This is a genomic window from Mesorhizobium sp. C268A (assembly GCF_040324475.1).
Classification (GTDB): Bacteria; Pseudomonadota; Alphaproteobacteria; order Rhizobiales; family Rhizobiaceae; genus Mesorhizobium.
In genome coordinates this window covers 3,824,705-3,844,461 of record NZ_JAMYVX010000001.1, presented here as the reverse complement: position 1 = coordinate 3,844,461, position 19,757 = coordinate 3,824,705, and the positions used below count along the sequence as shown (strand labels likewise).

Genomic DNA, 19,757 nt, shown 5'->3' with positions numbered 1-19,757 from the left:
TGCCCCTCATCTGGCTGCCGCCATCTTCTCCCCGTGCACGTGCACGGGGAGAAGAAAGCCTTCAGAACTGCGGCAGCTTCGGCCGTACCGCCAGCGCGTCCTTGACGATCTTCTCGACCGCTTTGCGGCGCTCGCCCGACAGCGGCTGGCGCGGCATGCGCACGCGGTCATTTGTGTCGATCGCGAGCACTTCGGCAAGCTTGATGTTTTGGACCAGATAGGTCGAGACATCGAGATCGAGCAGCGGCCGGAACCAGCGGTAGATCGAAAGCGCCTCCTCGCGGCGGCCCTGCTTCATCAGCTGGTAGATGGCGACGGTCTCGCGCGGGAAGGCGACGACCAGACCCGCCACCCAGCCGATGGCGCCCACCGACAGCGCCTCGAAGGCGAGATTGTCGACGCCGGTGAACAGATCGTAGCGGTCGCCGAAGCGGTTGATGATCTCTGTCGAGCGGCGGATGTCGTCGGAGGACTCCTTGATGGCGACGAAGCGCTTGTCGGCGGCCAGTTCCTCCATCTGGTCGACGGTGACGTCGACGCGGTAGGCGAGGCGGTTGGAGTAGATCATCACCGGCAGGTCGCCGGCCTGAGCGACGGCGCGCAAGGCGGCGACCGTCTCTTCCGGGTTGGTGTGATAGATCGGGCTCGGCACCACCATCAGCCCGTTGGCGCCTTCCCGGCTCGCGCGCTTTGCGATGCTCGCCGCCTCGCGGGTGCCTGCCTCGTTGACCGTCAGCAGAACCGGCTTGCTGCCGGCAACTTTCTGGGCAGTCTTCAGCACCTCGATTTTTTCGTCATGCGACAGCATCGGGCCTTCGCCGAGCGAACCGCAGACGATGATGCCGTCGCAACCGGCCTCCATCTGCAAAGCAAAGCAGCGCTCCATCTCGGCATGGTCGAGGCGGTCGTCATCAGTAAACTTGGTCGTGACGGCGGGGAAAACTCCGGTCCACATGATCGTCTCTCCATCTGATATATCAGCCGTATATCTGTTGGAAGACCGGCTGTCAACGCGGACTCCGTTGTGATATATGGAAGATATATCAGGAGCCCACCTTTGATATCCAGTGAGACAGCATACCCCGAGCCGGCTGCCGCCAAGGCCTACCATGTACTCGAGCATATGATCGTGACGTTGGAACTGGCGCCGGCGAGCTTTGTCACCGAAGGCGCCCTCATCGAGAAGCTGGCGCTAGGACGCACGCCGGTGCGCGAAGCGATCCAGCGCCTCGCCTGGGAAGGACTGCTCGATGTCAGGCCACGCGCCGGCATCGCCATTGCCCCGCTTCATCCCGGCGACTGGCTGCGCGTGCTGGATGCCAGGCGCGGCGTCGAGGTGGTGCTGGCGCGCTCGGCCGCCCGCTTCGTCACCCGCGAGGCCGCCGACCTGTTTCATGAGGCAGCCCTTGCCATGCAGAAGGCCGTCATCTCGGGCAATGTGCTGGCCTTCATCCAGGCCGACAAGGCGCTCGACGAGGCCTTGGCGATGGCCGCCGACAACCCATTTGCGGCCCGTCTGGCCGCGCCCCTGCAGACCCACAGCCGCCGCTTCTGGTTCCGCTACAAGGCCGACACAGGACTGGCCGAATCGGCTGAGCACCACGTCGCGCTAATCCGCTCGATCCTGGCTGGTGACGAAGAGGCTGCCGCCAAGGACGCCAAACGCCTTATGGCACTGCTGCGCGGCCATGCCGAAGTGGCCGCCACACGCTGAACTCCGTCTTTGCTCCAGACTTCCGACCGGTCTTTTATCAGGTGCCCGGCAAGACTGCTGCCATAGCCGCCCCGTCCCAGCCTTCGCCAGCCGTGATGATGCAGCTTTGGCCGTGTGTGTCGGTGGCCAGGATGGTCCAGGTGCCCTGGTCGGAGACGAATATCTCAAGCACCACATTTGGGTTCACCAGGCCACGTGCGGCTTGGCTTTCGTGGAACTTCTCGCCGAGCGCCTTGACCAGGTCGGTCCGCGCCGCGCATTGATCGGCTTTGGCCTCGGCGATGCCGGACATCGCGAACACCGCAAAGAATATCGCCGCCACAAGACGTCGTGTCATCTGACACCTCCTTGCGCCAGACGAGAACCCCGGCTGCAACCGGCGCTATTTTGATGGCCTGCACCACGGCAGGAATGCAATTTAAGGCAGATGACAGGCTCTTGGTTCCATCGCTTTAACGTGATGGCCAATGTCGGTTTCGTACAAAGAAAGGCCCGGGACGTTGAACCCGGGCCTTCTTGCCGATCTTCGAAATCGTCCGGTCAGTTCATCGTCGGGATGACGAACTCGGCACCGTCCTTGACGCCGGAGGGCCAGCGCGAGGTCACCGTCTTGGTCTTGGTGTAGAAGCGGAACGCGTCCGGGCCGTGCTGGTTGAGGTCGCCGAAGGACGACGCCTTCCAGCCGCCGAACGTGTAGTAAGCGATCGGAACCGGGATCGGCACGTTGATGCCGACCATGCCGACCTGGACGCGCGAAGCAAAATCACGAGCAGCATCCCCGTCACGGGTGAAGATGGCGACGCCATTGCCCATCTCATGATCGTTGGCGAGCTTGATGGCGCTCTCATAGGTCGGCGCACGCACCACCGACAGCACCGGGCCAAAAATCTCTTCCTTGTAGATGCGCATGTCAGCGGTCACATTGTCGAACAGGCAGCCGCCCATATAGTAGCCATCCTCGTAGCCCTGCATGGAGAAGCCGCGGCCATCGACGACCAGCTTGGCGCCTTCCTTGACGCCGGTGTCGACATAACCCTTGACGCGTTCCAATGCCTGCGCCGTCACCAGCGGGCCGAAATCGGCGGACGAATCCGTCGACGGGCCGACCTTGAGGCTTTCGACACGCGGGATCAGCTTTTCCATCAGCCGGTTGGCGGTGTCGTTGCCGACGGGAACGGCAACCGAGATCGCCATGCAGCGCTCGCCGGCCGAGCCGTAGCCCGCGCCGATCAGCGCGTCGACGGTCTGGTCCATGTCGGCATCGGGCATGATGATCATGTGGTTCTTGGCGCCGCCGAAGCACTGCACGCGTTTTCCCGCCGCCGTGCCGCGCGAATAGATGTAATGCGCGATCGGCGTCGAGCCGACAAAGCCGATAGCCTTGATATCAGGATCGTCGAGGATGGCGTCGACGACATCCTTGTCGCCATTGACGACGTTGAGAACGCCAGCCGGCAGGCCAGCCTCGAGGAACAGTTCGGCGATGCGCATCGGCACGCCAGGGTCACGCTCGGAAGGCTTCAGGATAAAGGCGTTGCCGCAGGCCAGCGCCGGGGCAATCTTCCACAACGGGATCATCGCCGGGAAATTGAACGGGGTGATGCCGGCAACGACGCCAAGCGGCTGGCGCATCGAATAGACATCGATGCCGGGGCCGGCGCCGTCGGTGAACTCGCCCTTCATCATGTGAGGCGCACCGATGCAGACTTCGACCACTTCGAGGCCGCGCTGGATGTCGCCCTTGGCGTCGGCGATGGTCTTGCCGTGCTCGCGCGCCAGGAGATCGGCCAGTTCGTCATAGTCGCGGGCAACCAGTTCAAGAAACTTCATCAGCACGCGCACACGCCGCTGCGGGTTGGTCGCAGCCCATTTGATCTGTGCTTCCTCGGCGTTCAGCACAGCCGCACGCAGTTCCGCCGGCGACGCCAGCGCCACCGTGCCGCGCACCGAGCCGTCCATCGGCTGCATGACGTCCTGCTTGCGCCCGCTGGTCCCGGCGACATGCTTGCCGCCAATGAAATGACCGTATTCGATCATGGTTTCTCTCCCTGAGTTTGTGATGAAGCATTCAACGCCTTTGCAGGCGCGAAGGCAACGCGAGGGGAAACGCAACCGTTGTGCGGTAAATAGACAACGAAGGACGAGTGTGCATTAATTGCCGCAAATTACAGATTGCTGAAAGGCCCGAAGGTTGCGCTCCGTCACACCCCCCTCTGTCCTGCCGGACATCTCCCCCGCAAGGGGGGAGATCAGATGTGGCTGCCGCCTTCGCAAATCTTCAACGCAGCAAAAGAGACGCAGGCGGCGGAGCTGCCAATCTCCCTCCTTGCGGGGGAGATGGCCGGCAGGCCAGAGGGGGGTGGGCGGGAACGCCGCCTTCGCCGCTAGCCCGGACCACCCCCATGAACTGGGATGATGTCCGCATCTTCCTCGCCGTGGCCCGCGCCGGGCAGATCCTTGGCGCCGCCAAGCGGCTGGAACTCAATCACGCCACCGTCTCGCGCCGCATCGCAGCGCTTGAGGATGCGTTACGGACAAAACTGTTTCGCCGGCTTACCACCGGCAGCGAGCTGACGCCGGCCGGCCAGCGCTTTCTCGACATTGCCGAGCGCATGGAAGCCGACATGATCGCCGCGCGCTCCGCCGTGTCGGGCGAAGGCGACGATATCTCAGGCACCGTGCGCATCGGCGCGCCCGACGGGTTTGGCGTCGCATTCCTCGCCACGCGTCTTGGCGCGCTGACCGCGCTGCACCGCGAACTCACCATCCAGCTGGTGCCGGTGCCGCGCTCCTTCTCGCTGTCGCGGCGCGAGGCCGACATCGCCATCACCGTCGAGCGGCCGAGCGAAGGCAGGCTGGTGGCGGGAAAGCTGGTCGACTACACACTCGGCCTGTTTGCCTCGCGCGCCTATGCGCAGGCGCACGGCTTACCCGAAACCGCTGCCGAACTCGGCCAGCATACGCTGATCGGCTATGTCCCAGACCTGATCGTCAGCCCGTCGCTCGACTATGCGGCAGAGTTCAGCCCGGACTGGCGCACCAGCTTCGCCATCTCCTCAGCGCTGGGCCAGGCCGAAGCGGTGCGGTCGGGCGCTGGCATCGGCATCTTGCACACCTTTGTCGCCCGCTCGATGCCGGAGCTGATCCCCGTCGACATCGTGACGCCGATCCGCCGCGCCTACTGGCTGGTCTATCATGAATCGGTCCGGCCGCTGCGCCGCGTGCAGATCGTCGCCAACTTCATCACCAAGGCGGTCGAGAGAGAGCGCGGGCTGTTTGTCTGATGGCCGCGCCGCCTTGCCTTCGCCACAAAATCGGCCAGTGTGGCAACAAGCGCGATGTCGCCTATCATTAGGGATTGGCTGCGCCGGGTGGGACACTTTTTTGCAAAGCTGGTGCGGATCAAAATGCGAGCGGTGCTCGCCATCTTGCCGCTTGTCGCGCTTTCCGCCTGCGCCAATCCATGGACCGCAGTTCCGGAAGCCGAACTGCCCAAGCCGGTCCGCATCGCAATGGCCCGCCCGTCGCCTTTCGTCTTCGGCAATTACTGCGGTCCCGGCACCCGCACCGGCGACCTCTCGGCTCGCCCTGTCAATCGCCTCGACAGCGCCTGCCAAATCCATGACGCCTGCTACATCGCGCGCCATAATCATTGCGACTGCGACGGCGCGCTCGTCGCCTCGGCAAAGGCGATCCGTGATGACAAGACAGCGCCGAAAAAGGTGCGCGGCGAGGCCGAGCTTTTGATCGCCACTTTCGCACTTCCCGTCTGCAAGGTCTTTCCGCAAGGCTTTATGCCGCCGCGCGACCCGGCTGAGCTGAAGACGATGAACGGGGCCACCGGATGAACCGCGCCATCTGCCTGGCTCTGGCCGGGCTGGGGCTGGCGGCCCTTGCCGCTTGCGCCGCCCCGATCCGGCACAGCTGCGATTTCTTCCCCGATGCGAAGGATTGCGGCCGGCCGTCGGTATCGGCCGGCACGCCCGGACCGCAGACTGCAGCAGCAGCGTTTTTCGGCGATGCCGGTGCCAGCGACTATGAAAGGCAGTTCCTGGCGCTGCTCGCCCACAACCAGATTGGCGCCATCGACAGGGCGAACGGCACCGGTCCGTTCGGCCATGACCGCCACGCCATCGCCAACCGCGATTTCCAGGCCACCTACCGGACGCTGGAACAGCTGGCGAAGCCGGTTAGCGCCGAACAGATGCCGGCAGGTAGGGGCACCGGCGAAGGCCATTTCAACGGCCGTTGGCGCGTGTCGCGGCAGACGCTCTATGTCAACGCCGCCGCGCGGCCCTCCGCGCCAAAGACGTTCAGCTTTTCCGGCCTGCAGGCGCGCTCGATCGAGATCGTGATGCGCCAGGCGGGAAAGCAGCCGGTTGAGATATCTGGCGCCTGCGACGGGCGCTGGCGATTCGCGCCGGCGGTGGCTCGCGCAGCGTGGCGAGCGGTGCCGCCTTCCGCCTCCGCCTGTCGGCCGGGCAAACCGCCAGCCTGTTCCCCAGCGATGGTTTGAACCGTTGCAGCCTCAAGCTCAGCTCCAGTCTGGCGCCGGCAGGCGCCCCGCTCATCATCCTGCGCGAAGAGGTTGCCTATCCGGCGATAGCCGCGCTCGACAGCCGCTACGAGCGTTGTCCAGTGCCCGATCCATCCCGCCTGGATAAGCTTGCCAGCGTCTTTTACGCCGGCCGCTGGCTGTCGCAGACCTGTTCGCTGCCGCTCGGGTCACCGCGCCTGTTACGCAAGTCGCGCGACGGCTTTAACGCCAAGGTCGAAGCGCTGCTCGGCGCGCCTTTACCCGACAGCGCCTTCGACAAGGCCGACCCCGAACTGCCGCTCGATTTCTCGCGCGCGCCGAAACTCAAGCTGGTCTATCTGTCGTCGCTGGAGTTCAAGGCCGATTTTTCCGGCCGCGTCATCGAGCGGCTGATCCGCCATCACGCAGGCCTCGGCACCAAAGTGCGCATCATGGTCACAGACGTGCTGGAGCGCGACAAGGACGACGCGCTGCTGCACCGGCTGGCGGCCGATTATCCCAATGTCGAGTTGCAGGAATATCGCTGGCGGGCCGACCACGGCGCGCCGGTCGACGAGCAACTGTCACAGCTGCACAAGACCCATCACGTCAAGATGCTGGCGACGCTTGCCGAGGATCCCGCCCGCTCGCGCGTCATCATCGGCGGCCGCAACATTCATGACGGCTTCCTGTTCCACAAGCCGATCGACCTGTCGCGCTATCCGAACCTCGAGCAATACGGCAAGACCGACGGCCTCTCGCTCAACTACTATTCGAACTGGAGCGATTTCGACATCGAGTTTGCCGACCCGGCCACGGTCGAGACGCTGGCCGCGCATCTCTCGACATTGTGGCTGCGCGACGCCGACACCAACATCGCAAGGCCCTTCTCCATTCCGGTGCGCTCCGACAGCCGGCGCCCGCCGGGCACGGTGCGCCATTTCATTTCCGTGCCCTACGAGGACAACCATGCGCTCGAGACCTATTTCGTCGAGCTGATCGACACTGCCCGGCACCATATCGAGATCGTCAATCCCTACCTTAATCTGACGCCGAAGCTCAGCCTGGCCATCGAGCGGGCGCTGGCGCGCGGCGTCAGGATCGACATTGTCGGCCGCATCGACCTCAAGGGCGATATTGGCGGCAAGCTGCTGACCGCGCTCAACAAGCTGTTCGTCGAGAAATATGGCGACCGCATCAACATCCGCGAATTCAAGGCGCCCGATGTCGTGCTGCACTCCAAGATCATGATGATCGACGAAAGGCTGGTGACGATCTCGTCGGTCAATCTCAACAACCGCAGTTTCTTCCACGATCTGGAGAACGGCATGACGGTGCTCGACCCTGCCTTCTACGCCAGGATGCAGCCGGTCTACGACGACTATGTCGCCCATTCGAATCCGGTATCGACCAAGGTAATGATCCCCTGGGCCTACCGGTGGCTGTTCTCGAAGGGCTGGGTGAAGGAGGCGTTTTGAGAGGCTGGCGAGGCTGAAGGAATGCCGTTCTGTAGCGATCCTTTACACCCCCTCTGTCCGGTAGGACAGAGGGGGTGCTGGCCCGCGAGCTTTAAAAAGCACCCCTACCTCAAATACCGCTCCGGCCCCAGCTCCCGCACATCGATATCAGGCACCTTGCTGGAGATGATGTCGGACAGCACCTTGGCCGAGCCGCAGGCCATGGTCCAGCCAAGCGTGCCGTGCCCGGTGTTGAGATAGAGGTTGGAGAACTCGGTGCGGCCGACCAGCGGCGGCCCGTCCGGCGTCATCGGCCGCAGCCCGCACCAGAAGGACGCCGCCTTGAGGTCGCCGCCATCCGGGAACAGATCGCCGACCGAATGTTCGAGGGTGCGCCGGCGCGATTCATGCAGCCTGAGATCGAAGCCGGAAATCTCCGCCGTGCCGCCGACGCGGATGCGGTCGCCGAGCCTGGTGATCGCCACCTTGTAGGTTTCGTCCATTACCGTCGACACCGGGGCGGCGACCGCGTCCTTGATCGGAACGGTGATCGAATAGCCCTTGACCGGATAGACCGGGATCGGGCGCCTGAGCAGGCGCATGAAGCGCGCCGAATAGCTGCCCAGCGCCAGCACATAAGCGTCGGCCGCGCGCGAGCGCTGGTCGGTGCCGACGCTGACGATGCGATTGCGGTTCTTGGAGAAGCGCCGGATCTGCGTGCCGTACTCGAACGTGACGCCGCGCGCCACGCAGAGCTCGGCCAGCCGATCGGTGAACATCTTGCAGTCGCCAGTTTCGTCGCCGGGCAATCTCAGCCCGCCGACAAACTTTTCCCGCACGCCGGCCAGCGCCGGCTCGGCCCCAATGCAGCCTTCGGGATCGAGCAACTCGTAGGGAACGCCATATTTCTTCAGCACCTCGACATCGCCGCCGGTGCCGTCGATCTGCTTTTGCGTGCGAAACAGCTGCAGCGTGCCCTTGGTCCGCTCATCATAAGCGATGCCGGTCGCCTCGCGCAGCGCCTTCAGCGTGTCGCGGCTGTATTCGGCGAGCGGCACCATGCGCGCCTTGTTGATGGCGTAGCGATCCGCGGTGCAATTGCGCAGCATCTTGATGAGCCATGTCCACATATACGGATCGAAGGCCGGCCGCACCACCAGCGGGCCGTGCTTCATCAACAGCCACTTGATTGCCTTCAGCGGAATGCCGGGGCCGGCCCAGGGCGAAGCATAGCCCGGCGAGATCTCGCCGGCATTGGCGAAGCTGGTTTCCAGCGCCGGCCCTTTCTGGCGGTCGAACACCGTCACCTCGTGGCCGGCCTCAGCGAGATAATAGGCAGTGGTGACCCCGATAACGCCGCCGCCCAACACGAAGATCTTCATCGCATCACTCTCCACGACGACTTCCGTCAGAGGGCCGCCGCCTCCTGTCTGCCGGATTCTGCGGCGTCCGCCAAGGGGCGGCGTGTCGCGGCTCTATTCGTTGATATAGCGGCGGTGGAAGCGGGGGCCGAGACTGGTCAGGATTTCATAACCGATCGTGCCGGCATGACCGGCGGCGTCATCGACGCTCTGCGAGGGGCCCAGGAGTTCGACAAGGTCGCCCTCGCGCAGCCGGCCGGCCGGCAGGGCCGAGATGTCGAGTATGATCGAATCCATCGACACCCGCCCGACAAAGGGCAGTCGCACGCCGTCGAGCCAGGCAGCCGAAGCTGCGCGCCGGTGCCAGCCATCGGCATAGCCGAGCGAGATCGTGGCCGCGCGCAAGGGACCGCTGGCCAGAAACGCATGTCCGTAGCCGACGCCCGCGCCCTTATCGATGCCGCGTGTCTGGATGATCTTTGCCTCGAGCCGCACCACCGGCAGCATCGGGTTCGCCTCATCAGGCGTCGGATTGATGCCGTAGAGCGCAGCGCCCGGACGCGCGAGGTCGTACTGATAGCGCGGCCCAAGAAAGATGCCGGAGGAATTGTCCAGCGACGCCGGCGCCTTGGGCAGCATTTTGCGCAGCCGTTCGAACTCCCTGAGTTGCGCGTCATTGGCCGCATTGGTCGGTTCGTCCGCACGGGCCAGATGGCTCATGACGAGAACGACATCGACGCCGGCGAAAGCATCGGCCGTAAGCGCCTCGACCTCTGCCGGCGCCATGCCCAGCCGCGACATGCCGCTGTCGACCTGGATGGCGGCCTTGAGCTTGCGGCCGGCCTTCTGGCCGGCTTTGCTCCACGCCTTCAATTGTCCGCCACTGTTGATGACGGGAACAAGGTCGGCAGCCACCGCTTCGGGTTCCGAGCCCGGCGGCAGCCCGTTCAGCACATGGATTTCCAGCTTCGGTCCGAGTGCGTCGCGCAGCGCGACACCCTCGGTGAGATGCGCGACAAAGAAGCTGTCGCAGCCTTCGGCAACCAGTGCCGCCGCCACTTGCCGCGCGCCGAGCCCGTAACCGTCGGCCTTGACGACGCCGGCGCAGCGCACGCCGCCGAGCTTTGCCTTGAGCCGCCGGTAATTCTCTCGGATAGCGCCGAGATCGATGGTGAGAATGGCGCCGGCCGCCGCTTCGCTGATCGTATCTTTGGCTTTATGCATCGCAGACCCGCTGAAGTCGGCGCTGCCCCTCATTGTCCTGCCGGATATCTCTCCCTATCCCTATACGGGGAGTTGAGGAGCGGTCGGCGTAAAGCGGACGAAAAGCCAACTGCTTGGCTTTTCGAGTGACGAAAGCCGGCAGGCGGGTGAGGGGCAGCCCATACGCTGCGCTAAGAGGCCATTGCCCGGCGTCGTTCATATGGGTCTCGTGGCTGCGGGTGTCCCGATCAATAAAGCACGAATCAGGTGCCGTGCGAACCGTCACATCCAGCTAGGCAAGATGACGGAACGCCGCCACCACATCCTCATAGACCTTGCGTTTGAACGGCACTATCAGATCGGGCAGGTCCTGCATCGGCCGCCATGCCCATTCATCGAATTCGGCGGTGTGGCCGCCCGGCGGCGGATTGATCTGGATCTCTCTGGTCTCGCCGTGAAAGCGGTAGGCGAACCATTTCTGCGTCTGGCCGCGATAGCGGCCCTTGAGGGCGATGCCGACCAGATCGGGCGGCAGGTCGTAGTTGATCCAATGCGGCGCCTCGGCCAGCAGCGTGACCGAGCGCATGCCGGTCTCTTCATAGAGCTCGCGCCCGGCCGCCTGCAGCGGCTCCTCGCCCTCGTCGATGCCGCCTTGCGGCATCTGCCAGAGCTGCGTGGTCCCGGCAAATTCGCTGTCCGGTTCGGCGATGCGGTGCCCGACCCAGACCAGCCCGTCGCCATTGAGGATCATCAGCCCGACACAGGGGCGGTATGGCAGCGTCTCGGGATCGATCTTTTTAGCCATCGGAGTTTAAAGCCGTTCTGAGATTCGCTCCGGCGAGGCAGTGGCGAATGATTTCGAGAACCGGAGCGGAGCGTACTCAAAGTAGGCTTGCCCCGGAAGCGGAAAACGTGGGTTCGTTCCAGTCACTGCCACCCAGCCCCGTTGCCGCCGTTGCGGTCGAATGGCAGAGTAATTCCATGAAAAATATTCAAATCATCGACGGCGCCTTGAACGCAACCTTCAGCGTGTTCGAGGCAACAGAGGAGGAGTACGCCGCCATCTTCCCGGATGGAAGAGACATGGAACTGGCCGAAGATTTATTTGAGCGGCTTGGTGAAGACGAGGCAGGTCGCGTGCTGGCGCCGCTTTGGGGTCGTCCCATCCTGAAACGCGATGTGCTCGGAATCCACGGCACCCTGTTCTACAACAACGAATATCGGCGGAGACACATCCCGCAATCAAAGCGCGAGGTCGACTGGGATGATGGTTCAATCAATCAGGCCCAGAGAGAGCTCTTTTCTCGGCATCGTTGAAAATCGCCACAAGCGCCGGTCAGCCCTTTTCCGGGTCGATGGCCACCGCCGAGATCGGCACGATCTCGATGCCGCGCTTTTTCGCTTCGACCGCCCAGAACGCCACGGTGTCGACGGTGAGGTCGAAAGCCGAGCCGATGCCGACGGCGGAGCCTTTCGCACGCGCGGTCGCTTCCAGCGCGTCGAGCTTTTTCAGGATGGCGCCGCGGTCCTGCACAGCGTCAATTGCCGTATCGCCGGCGACGAATGGCACACCGTCCTTCAAGGCGAGATCGGACGCCAGGCTCCGTGCGGACGAGCCGTCATCGATATAGGCAAGGCCGCGCTTGCCGAGTTCGGCCATGAACGGCCCCATCGCTGTCGCGTCGGCCGAAAAGCGCGCCCCCATATAGTTCATGACGCCGGTATAGTTGGTGGTCCGCGACAGCGCCCAGCGCAGATTCTTCAGATTGTCGTCCGGGCTTGCCGCCACTGTCAGCGTGTTGCGGCCGGGATTGACGTTGGGATAGTCGAACGGTTCGAGCGGCACCTGCATGACCACCTCATGCCCGCGCTGCCGTGCCGCCTGCATCCAGCGGCCGATGCTGTTGCCTTGCGGCGCAAAAGCCAGCGTCACTTCGGCCGGCAGCTTGGCGATCGCGGCCTGCGTGCCGGTCTGCGACACGGCAAGCCCGCCGATGACGATTGCCACTCGAGCGCCACGCGAACCCGACCACGGCCGCGCATAGACATCGAACGGCCGCCGGCCGTCAGCGGCGCGAACCGGGAGTGGGCCGGTGTCGCTGGCCTCGATCAGCGCCCTGTCGGGGATATGCGCGATCTTCAGGTTCTGGCCGATCGTCGACGGGTCGTGGATGACGATGGCTGCATTGGGCGGGCCGTCACCCTCCTGGGTTTGCACATGGATGATCTGCGGACCGCTGGCCTTGGGCGTTTCCGCCTTCGGCGCTGCCGCCGTCACTTGAGCAGTGGGTGCTGCGGCCGCGGGCTCGGCCGCCGCCGTCACCTTTGGCGTCGAGACCGCGATTGCTTCCGGTTTGCGGAACGGCTTCTCGCGCAGCGCGATCGCGCCGGAGATGCCGACCGCGGCCAGCACGACCAGCGTCGCCGCGACGGCGCCAGCGCTGATCCCGCGCGACGCAGCACGCGGTCGGGCGGCCTGTCCGAGTGGGCGTTCGATGTCCTTGCCGATGTCAGCCAAGCCGCATCCCCGGGCGCATGATCGGCGAAATCTTTTCGCCATGCGCAGATCCAAAACTGACGGCGCGTCCCCTGCGCCTTTTGAGGCAGCGCCCAGCGGTCCCCGAATCAAACTGCCGGAACCTCACGGTCCCGGCAGCATTGCATCGCTTCGATTGGGCAGCCAGAGCTACCAGTCGATTTCACTGGTTAAGCACTGCCTTCTCCGGATTCGGCGGGAATGCCGGATCGGTCTTCTGGCCGCGCAGCAGCTGTTCGGCATAGATCAGCTGCAGATCGTCCTTCGGATCCGGCGGCACATAGGCAGCCGAGCCCGAGCCGGTATCGCTCTCGTCGGCGCCCTTGATATGGCCCTTGAGGTCCGATTCGCCGCGCGTCAGGTCCCTGCCCTGCAGTTCGGGCGGCAGCGGCTGGTCGACCTTGATGTCGGGCGTGATGCCCTTGCCCTGGATCGACTTGCCGGACGGCGTGTAATAGAGCGCCGTCGTCAGGCGCAGCGCGCCGTTCTCGCCAAGCGGGATAATGGTCTGCACCGAGCCCTTGCCGAACGACTGCGTGCCGACCACTGTGGCGCGGCGCAGATCCTGCAGCGCGCCGGCGACGATCTCGGAGGCGCTGGCCGAACCGCCATTGACGAGCACGATCAGCGGCTTGGCGCCGATGTCGTCGCCTGCCTTGGCGTCGAAGCGTGTGACGTCCTTCGGGTCGCGGCCGCGGGTCGAGACGATCTCGCCACGGTCGAGGAAGGCGTCGGACACGCTCACCGCCTGGTCGAGCAGGCCGCCCGGGTTGAGGCGCAGATCGAGCACATAGCCCTTGAGCTTGTCGTTCGGCACCTGCTTCTTGATGGTGTCGATGGCGTTCTCGAGGTCGTCATAGGTCTTTTCGGTGAAGGAGGTGATCTTCATGTAGCCGATGTCGTTCTCGACCCGGAACTTGACCGCCTTGACCTTGATGATGTCGCGCACCACCGTCAGCTCGATCGGCTTGTCGGCGCCTTGGCGCAGGATCGTCAGCTTGATCGGCGTGTTGACCAGGCCGCGCATCTTTTCGACCGCATCGTTGAGCGTCAGGCCGCGAACCTCTTGGCCGTCGATCTTGGCGATATAGTCGCCGGCCAGCACGCCTGCCTTGGCAGCCGGGGTGTCGTCGATCGGCGTGATCACCTTGACCAGGTCGTTCTCCATGGTGACCTCGATGCCGAGGCCGCCGAACTCACCCTTGGTCTGCACACGCATGTCCTGCGCCTGCTCGGCATTCATGTAGGAGGAGTGCGGGTCGAGCGAGGTGAGCATGCCGTTGATGGCGTTTTCGACCAGCGACTTGTCGTCCGGCGGCGTCACATACTGCGCCCGCACGCGCTCGAAGATGTCGCCGAAGATCGCCAGTTGCTTGTAGGTCTCGGAGCCTGCAGCGTTCGCCGTCGAGCCGGGCGCGCCATAGACCAGGCTCATCGCTGACGCGCCCATCAGCGCACCGGCAATAAGAAGCGACAGTTTCCGCATCATTTCACGTCCTTCCAGAGAAGCGGTCCGCCCACCATGGGGTCGGATCGACGGGTTTTCCATCCTTGCGGAACTCGACATAGAGTTCCGGCGTGGCATTTCCATTCTTCGAGGCCGAGGTGCTTGCCACCCGGGCCTCTCCCATCGCGCCGACCGGCTCTCCTGCGAGCACCGACTGGCCAGACGCGACGCTGATTCTGCTCATCCCCGCCAGGACGACATGATAGCCGTCTCCCGCATTGAGGATCAAGAGTTGACCATAGGAGCGAAAAGGCCCCGCATAAAGCACATTTCCGTCCGCCGGTGCCGTGACGATGGCTCCCGATTGTGTCGCAACCATGTCGCCAAGCATCACCGCGCCGTTACCGTCATCGGCCCCGAAACGCAGCTTGATCTTGCCGGTGACCGGCAGCGAGACTTGTCCCTGAAGTGCCGAAAACGGCGCGGCGGCGGTGAGGCGGTTGCCTTCCGGCACGGGCAGCGAAGCCAGCTCCGTCGACGCGGTTGTGCCTGCATCGGCGTTATCGGCGTCCGGCTTATCGCTGTCGGCCGCTTTCTGTTCGCCTGCCTTGACGGCATCCGCCGCCTTGCGGCTCTTGTCGGCTTCAAGCGAAGCGATCAGCTCTTTCAGGCTGCCGGCCTTGGCCGCAAGCGCCTGGGACCGCTGCTTTTCAGCGGCCATCGCCGTCCAGGTGTCCGCCTCGAGCTTCTGCTTGGCTTCGAGCAGCATGGAGAGGCGTTTCTTTTCCGCCGTCTGCTCGCCGACCGCCGCCGTCAGCCGCGTCCGCTCGGCCTCGATCGAGGCCGTCACCCGGGTCTGTTCCCTGAGGTCGGCCAGCAATTTGTCGGTCTGCTGGCGCAGTTCGGGCACCACTGCGCCGAGCAGGATGGCGCTGCGCACCGACGACAGCGCGTCTTCCGGCTTGACCAGGATCGCTGGCGGCGGATTGAGCCCCATGCGCTGCAGCGCGCCCAGCACCTCGGCCAGCACGTCGCGCCGCGCCGCCAGCGAGACACGGATCTTCTGTTCCTCGCCCTTCAGTCCTTCGAGCCTGGCGCCGATATCCTCGATGTCCTGGCCGAGCTTCTGCTCGGTCATAGCCGACTGGATAAGCGCCGCGGTGATCGAGGCATGGTCCTTCTTGACCGAAGCAATGTCGGCGGCGAGCTTGGCCAGCCGTTCGGACGACAGCGTGATCTCGGCCGACACCTTCTCATATTCGGCACGGCTCAGATCGGGGTCGGGCGCCACGTCCAGCGTATTTTCGGCCCGTGCAAGCCCGAGCGACAGCAAAACCACCGCCGCAGCGATGCCGCAGCGCGCGTGCCGGAAGCCCGTTCGTGATTTCCCGTTGTCAGCCATTGAAGCCCGACTCTATGCGTGGCTTCGTTAACGAACCATCAACCATGATCGAACCGAAGCCTAGCACAAAACAGCCGCGCATTGGGGCGGAAATCCGGACGATTGACCCTCGACCCACTGATTTACGAACGGTGGTAGGGATGTCCCGAAAGAATCGTTGCCGCCCGATAGAGCTGCTCGCCCAGCATGACACGCACCAGTTGGTGCGGCCAGGTCGCCGCGCCGAACGAGACCATCAGCTCAGCCTGATCGCGAATCGACTGGTCGTGCCCGTCGGCGCCGCCAATGGCGATGACCAACGCCTTGCGTCCGCCATCGCGCAGCTGGCCGATACGGCTGGCGAAATCGTCTGAGGACAGGTTTTTGCCGCGTTCGTCGAGCAGGAACAGCGCCGTGCCCGGCTGCAGCTGTGCCTGCAGCTTCTGGCCTTCCTCGCGGCGGCGCTCATTGGCGTTCTGGGCTCGTCCCTCGGCGATCTCGGCGACACCAGAGAATTCGAACCCGATCGCCGGGCCGCTCTTGGCGAAACGCTCGAAATAGCGGTCGGCGAGTTCTCTCTCGGGGCCGGCCTTCATCCGGCCCACGGCATGAACTGCTATCTTCATCCCTGCCTCGGCGAGCTTTCAATCCATGTCGCACCCAGGATGGTTACGACATGAGACGGAGCTCAGTGCAAGGTCTCTTCCTCGAGGTCCGGCGCCTGCCACATCTTTTCAAGATTGTAGAATTCGCGGACTTCTGGGCGGAAGACATGGACGATGATGTCGCCTGAATCGATCAGGACCCAGTCGGCGCCGGACAGCCCCTCGACGCGCGCCGTGCCGAGACCGGCATCCTTGAGCGCCTTGAGCAGGTGGTCGGCGACAGCCGAGACATGACGGTGCGACCGGCCCGACGCGATGACCATATAGTCGCCGAGGCTCGATTTCCGCTGAATGTCGATTGAGACAATATTTTCGGCCTTGGAGTCTTCCAGACTGGCAAGGACTGTCTTGATGGCACGGGACACGGCGTCATCTACGCTGATCCTGGCCGGCGAAGGCATGATGTCAGCCTTCTTCCGCAATGCTGTTCTCAGTGTATTTCCTTTCGCAGCAAGAACAACCAAATCACCCACGAAATCAGGTGACACCCTATAGATAGGCAGAGTTCCCTTGCAGTTTCAAGACGGGAGGCCCTGCCACCGCGAACGCAGTGCACGACTTCCGGTTCCGGAGCCTTGAGAAAAATCGGAACCCATGGCCGCGGCAGGGGTTATCGACACACCCCCCAAACGGATTTTCCTGATGCCAATCGACCCCCAGAACACGCTGCTCACCGTGCAGGCTGGCCTTGCGCAACTCAGCACACTGATCGTTTCCTATTCCTTCTCCGCCATCGGCGCCATCATCCTGCTGGTCGTCGGCTATCTCGTCGCCGGGCTCGCAGAACGATCGATCTCAGCCGGCCTCGGCCATATCCATGGTTTCGACGCGACGCTGCGCCATTTCTTCTCGAAGATCGTGCGCTACGCCATCCTGATCCTGGTGGTCATCATGGTGCTCGGCCAGTTCGGCGTTCAGACGGCCTCGATCATCGCCGCCATCGGCGCCATCGGGCTGGCAATCGGCCTGGCGCTGCAAGGCACGCTGCAGAACATCGCCGCAGGCATCATGCTTCTGGCGCTCAGGCCATTCCGCATCGGCGAATATGTCGAGGTCGGCGCCATTTCCGGCACCGTCGAGGAAATCGGCCTGTTCGCCACCAAGCTCCGCACGACAGACGGCGTCTATGTGCTGGCGCCCAATTCGACGCTGTGGAACCAGCCGGTGCGCAATTTTACCCGCAACGGTGTGCGCCGCGGAGACATCACGCTGAGCATCGGCTCCTGGAACGACATCGACCTGGCGCAGAAAACCATGCTGGGCGTTGCCGGCGGCGAGCGCCGCGTCAAGCGAGAGCCGGCGCCGATCGCCTTCGTCGCCGCGGTGGGCGATGCCAGCGTCGCCATCACCTTGCGCTACTGGACCACGGCGGAGGATTTCTTCGCCACCCAGATCGATCTCACCAAACGCGTCAAGCAGGCGTTCGACGCCGAAGCCATTTCGGTTCCCGCACCTCCGCCGGAGGCTCGACAGGAAACTGCCGCCACCAGGCAGTAGGAGCTGTGAAACCGTTCAGCGCTTATCTTCCGGGGCGTAGGCGAGCTCCACCGGCAGCGGCGCCTGCGCCGACATCGGCGCGAAACTGCTGGTCTCCGTAGCGGGGACGGCGCGCGTGGTGGCCACTCGCCACAGCACGAACAGGCAGAAGACAGTGGCGATGACGATGGCCACATAAATGAAGGCCTGCGTGCCATAGACAGCCGACAGGGCCGTCACGATACCCGGCACGATGAACCCCGACAGCGACCAGGCAAACAGCAACGAACTCGACAGCGCCACCATGTCGTCCTTGCCGGCGCGGTCGGCGGCATGCGCGCTGGCCAGCGAATAGATCGATTCCGAGGCGCCGTCCCAGACGATGTAGATCACCACGAGCACCATCAGCGCGCCGCCGTCGAAGCCGATGGCCAGAATACCGGCGACGATGGCCAGTGCCGCAGCGCCGGCCAGCACGTAACGGCGATCGGTACGGTCGGAAATCCAGCCGAGCGGTATCTGCAGGATCAGCGTGCCGACGGGCATGGCCGACAAAAGCAGCGCCACATCCGCCTGGCTGTAGCCCTTGGCCGTGGCATGGATCGGTGCGAACCCCGCGATCGCCATCGACAGGCCGCCGACGGCCAGCATGCCGGCCACGCCGACCGGCGAGATCCGCCAGGCGCGGCCAAGCGCCACGGAGGCTGCGCGAGGTGGCGGCGGTTGAGCCAACCGCGTCATGCCGACCGGCAGGATCGACACCGCGGTGAAGGCAATGCCGATCAGCGGCGCCTGCGCCGTCGCGATGTCGACCGCCGCCAGCAGGGCATAGCCGACGCCAAGTCCGGCGACATAGGCGACGTAAAACACCGCCATCACCCGGCCACGAATGGCGTTTGCGACGGCATCGTTGAGCCAGCTCTGGGCGACGATGAACAGGCCGCATATTGCAAAACCGTAAAGCGCGCGCGCCGCGATCCACAGCAGCGGGTAGGTGCCGGCGCCAATGGCAGCATTCGACAGCGCTATCAGCGCCGACAGCACCATGAAGGCGCGGGCGTGCCCGACGCGGCGCACCAGCGGCCCGGTCAGGATACAGCCGGCAAGTCCGCCGGCAGACAGGCCGGTGATGATCAGCCCGGCCCAGGTCGGATCGAAGCGCTCGACGCCAAGCCGGACCGGGATATAGGCGAACATCAACCCGTTGCCGACCGCGATCAGCGCCATCGACACGATTACGCTGGCAATGGCGATCACGGGCGCCGGCGGGGCGCCATGATTGGGGTCGATGTCGGTCTGGTTCACTGGTGTGGCCATATCCAGCGCAGCATCGCCCAGCCAATCGCGAAAGGCCGCCGTAAAAGCGACATCGGCGATCTGGTCTTACGGAGTTACCCCTTGGCTTGCTGGCGAATAGCACTCGATGACAGCGACGAGCGTGGGCCGTGGATGAAGGTCCAGGCCGGCGCCTTCATGCGCGCGAGCCGGGGCGCATCACCCTCGTCGACGCGGGCATAGTCGAACGTCTTGGCCACGACCGAGGACAGGAAGGACAGCGTCGCGCCCGGGCGGTCGATGACCGCGATGGGGAAGGTCATGACGATCTGGCGCCAGCGCTGCCAACGGTGGAAATCGCGAAGTGAGTCGGCGCCCATGATCCAGACGAAGTCGACGCCGGGATTGCGTGCCTTGACCAGCGCCAGCGTGTCGGCGGTGAAGCGAATATGATGCGCCGCCTCGAAGGCGGTGACCTTGATCTTCGGGTTCTTGGCGACCTGCTCCGACTGGAGCAGCCGGTCGCTCAGCGGCGCCAATTCCCTGGTGCTCTTCAGCGGATTGCCAGGCGTCACTATCCACCATAGCTGGTCGAGCGCCAGCCGCCTGAGCGCGATTTCCGCCACCAGCGCATGACCGGCATGCGGCGGGTTGAACGAGCCGCCGAACAGGCCGACGGCAAGGCCCTTTTCGGCATGCGGCATGCGGAGGTAGTGCGAGGAAAGA

The 19,757-nt window shown here is 64.2% G+C and carries 20 protein-coding genes; 7 read left to right on the top strand and 13 right to left on the bottom strand.

Features of this window, described 5'->3' with window-relative positions; genetic code table 11:
* Positions 1-61: 61 nt before the first annotated feature.
* Entirely contained in the window at positions 62-955 is an 894-nt protein-coding gene (locus NKL06_RS18685) for a dihydrodipicolinate synthase family protein (protein ID WP_023693150.1), read from the bottom strand.
* Positions 956-1,024: 69 nt separating this feature from the next.
* Between NKL06_RS18685 and NKL06_RS18680 the strand changes: the two genes are divergently transcribed.
* On the top strand, positions 1,025-1,714 hold the full coding sequence (locus tag NKL06_RS18680) for a GntR family transcriptional regulator (protein WP_373420159.1): 690 nt from the start codon (positions 1,025-1,027) through the stop codon (positions 1,712-1,714).
* 37 nt (positions 1,715-1,751) lie between these two features.
* Here NKL06_RS18680 and NKL06_RS18675 read toward each other — a convergent pair whose 3' ends face one another.
* The gene (locus tag NKL06_RS18675; protein WP_023693151.1) at positions 1,752-2,051 is read right to left on the bottom strand and encodes a hypothetical protein; all 300 of its coding nucleotides are present in this window, start codon (positions 2,049-2,051) and stop codon (positions 1,752-1,754) included.
* 203 nt (positions 2,052-2,254) lie between these two features.
* Positions 2,255-3,751 carry a CoA-acylating methylmalonate-semialdehyde dehydrogenase gene (locus tag NKL06_RS18670; RefSeq protein WP_023693152.1) on the bottom strand — a complete coding sequence of 499 codons (1,497 nt, stop codon included), beginning with the start codon at positions 3,749-3,751 and terminating at the stop codon, positions 2,255-2,257.
* Positions 3,752-4,116: 365 nt separating this feature from the next.
* On the opposite strand from NKL06_RS18670, the gene NKL06_RS18665 reads away from it, so the two are divergent.
* The 4 genes from NKL06_RS18665 to NKL06_RS18650 all read left to right on the top strand — a co-directional run bounded on the left by NKL06_RS18665 (position 4,117) and on the right by NKL06_RS18650 (position 7,708).
* Positions 4,117-4,998, top strand: a complete 882-nt coding sequence (locus NKL06_RS18665) for a LysR family transcriptional regulator (protein WP_023693153.1) — start codon at positions 4,117-4,119, stop codon at positions 4,996-4,998.
* Positions 4,999-5,121: 123 nt separating this feature from the next.
* Positions 5,122-5,562, top strand: a complete 441-nt coding sequence (locus NKL06_RS18660; RefSeq protein WP_023693154.1) for a phospholipase A2 family protein — start codon at positions 5,122-5,124, stop codon at positions 5,560-5,562.
* Positions 5,559-6,230, top strand: a complete 672-nt coding sequence (locus NKL06_RS18655; RefSeq protein ID WP_352580724.1) for a hypothetical protein — start codon at positions 5,559-5,561, stop codon at positions 6,228-6,230. The genes NKL06_RS18660 and NKL06_RS18655 overlap by 4 nt, the downstream gene beginning before the upstream one ends.
* The gene (locus NKL06_RS18650; RefSeq protein WP_352580722.1) at positions 6,227-7,708 is read left to right on the top strand and encodes a phospholipase D-like domain-containing protein; all 1,482 of its coding nucleotides are present in this window, start codon (positions 6,227-6,229) and stop codon (positions 7,706-7,708) included. Before NKL06_RS18655 ends, NKL06_RS18650 begins: the two co-directional genes overlap by 4 nt.
* A 104-nt stretch (positions 7,709-7,812) precedes the next feature.
* On the opposite strand, the gene NKL06_RS18645 is transcribed toward NKL06_RS18650, so the two are convergent.
* From NKL06_RS18645 to NKL06_RS18635, 3 genes are all read right to left on the bottom strand, one after another.
* Positions 7,813-9,069 carry a D-amino acid dehydrogenase gene (locus tag NKL06_RS18645; protein ID WP_023693156.1) on the bottom strand — a complete coding sequence of 419 codons (1,257 nt, stop codon included), beginning with the start codon at positions 9,067-9,069 and terminating at the stop codon, positions 7,813-7,815.
* Positions 9,070-9,162: 93 nt separating this feature from the next.
* Positions 9,163-10,272: an alanine racemase gene (alr, locus tag NKL06_RS18640; RefSeq protein WP_031197166.1), complete on the bottom strand. Its 1,110-nt coding sequence runs from the start codon at positions 10,270-10,272 to the stop codon at positions 9,163-9,165.
* Between the two features lie 271 nt (positions 10,273-10,543).
* The gene (locus NKL06_RS18635; RefSeq protein ID WP_023693158.1) at positions 10,544-11,056 is read right to left on the bottom strand and encodes an RNA pyrophosphohydrolase; all 513 of its coding nucleotides are present in this window, start codon (positions 11,054-11,056) and stop codon (positions 10,544-10,546) included.
* Between the two features lie 47 nt (positions 11,057-11,103).
* Here NKL06_RS18635 and NKL06_RS18630 point away from each other — a divergent pair, with 47 nt between their 5' ends.
* Positions 11,104-11,568, top strand: a complete 465-nt coding sequence (locus NKL06_RS18630; RefSeq protein ID WP_245267136.1) for a DUF8220 family protein — start codon at positions 11,104-11,106, stop codon at positions 11,566-11,568.
* 19 nt (positions 11,569-11,587) lie between these two features.
* Here the strand turns inward: NKL06_RS18630 and NKL06_RS18625 are convergent, their stop codons facing one another.
* The 5 genes from NKL06_RS18625 to rsfS form a co-directional block, all read right to left on the bottom strand.
* Positions 11,588-12,769 carry a divergent polysaccharide deacetylase family protein gene (locus NKL06_RS18625; RefSeq protein ID WP_023693159.1) on the bottom strand — a complete coding sequence of 394 codons (1,182 nt, stop codon included), beginning with the start codon at positions 12,767-12,769 and terminating at the stop codon, positions 11,588-11,590.
* Positions 12,770-12,950: 181 nt separating this feature from the next.
* Positions 12,951-14,276, bottom strand: coding sequence for a S41 family peptidase (locus tag NKL06_RS18620; protein ID WP_023668701.1), 1,326 nt, complete (start codon positions 14,274-14,276; stop codon positions 12,951-12,953).
* Position 14,277: 1 nt separating this feature from the next.
* Positions 14,278-15,636 carry a murein hydrolase activator EnvC family protein gene (locus tag NKL06_RS18615; RefSeq protein ID WP_023668700.1) on the bottom strand — a complete coding sequence of 453 codons (1,359 nt, stop codon included), beginning with the start codon at positions 15,634-15,636 and terminating at the stop codon, positions 14,278-14,280.
* Positions 15,637-15,758: 122 nt separating this feature from the next.
* Entirely contained in the window at positions 15,759-16,241 is a 483-nt protein-coding gene (gene rlmH / locus NKL06_RS18610; RefSeq protein ID WP_023668699.1) for a 23S rRNA (pseudouridine(1915)-N(3))-methyltransferase RlmH, read from the bottom strand.
* Between the two features lie 62 nt (positions 16,242-16,303).
* Positions 16,304-16,681 (bottom strand): ribosome silencing factor, encoded by a 378-nt coding sequence (rsfS, locus tag NKL06_RS18605; RefSeq protein ID WP_023668698.1) that lies wholly within the window; start codon positions 16,679-16,681, stop codon positions 16,304-16,306.
* Between the two features lie 241 nt (positions 16,682-16,922).
* Here rsfS and NKL06_RS18600 point away from each other — a divergent pair, with 241 nt between their 5' ends.
* Positions 16,923-17,777: a mechanosensitive ion channel family protein gene (locus tag NKL06_RS18600; protein WP_352580719.1), complete on the top strand. Its 855-nt coding sequence runs from the start codon at positions 16,923-16,925 to the stop codon at positions 17,775-17,777.
* A 15-nt stretch (positions 17,778-17,792) separates the two neighbouring features.
* Here NKL06_RS18600 and NKL06_RS18595 read toward each other — a convergent pair whose 3' ends face one another.
* Positions 17,793-19,073 carry an MFS transporter gene (locus tag NKL06_RS18595; protein WP_023693160.1) on the bottom strand — a complete coding sequence of 427 codons (1,281 nt, stop codon included), beginning with the start codon at positions 19,071-19,073 and terminating at the stop codon, positions 17,793-17,795.
* Positions 19,074-19,147: 74 nt separating this feature from the next.
* On the bottom strand, positions 19,148-19,735 hold the full coding sequence (locus NKL06_RS18590; protein WP_023693161.1) for a nicotinate-nucleotide adenylyltransferase: 588 nt from the start codon (positions 19,733-19,735) through the stop codon (positions 19,148-19,150).
* Positions 19,736-19,757 lie beyond the last annotated feature (22 nt).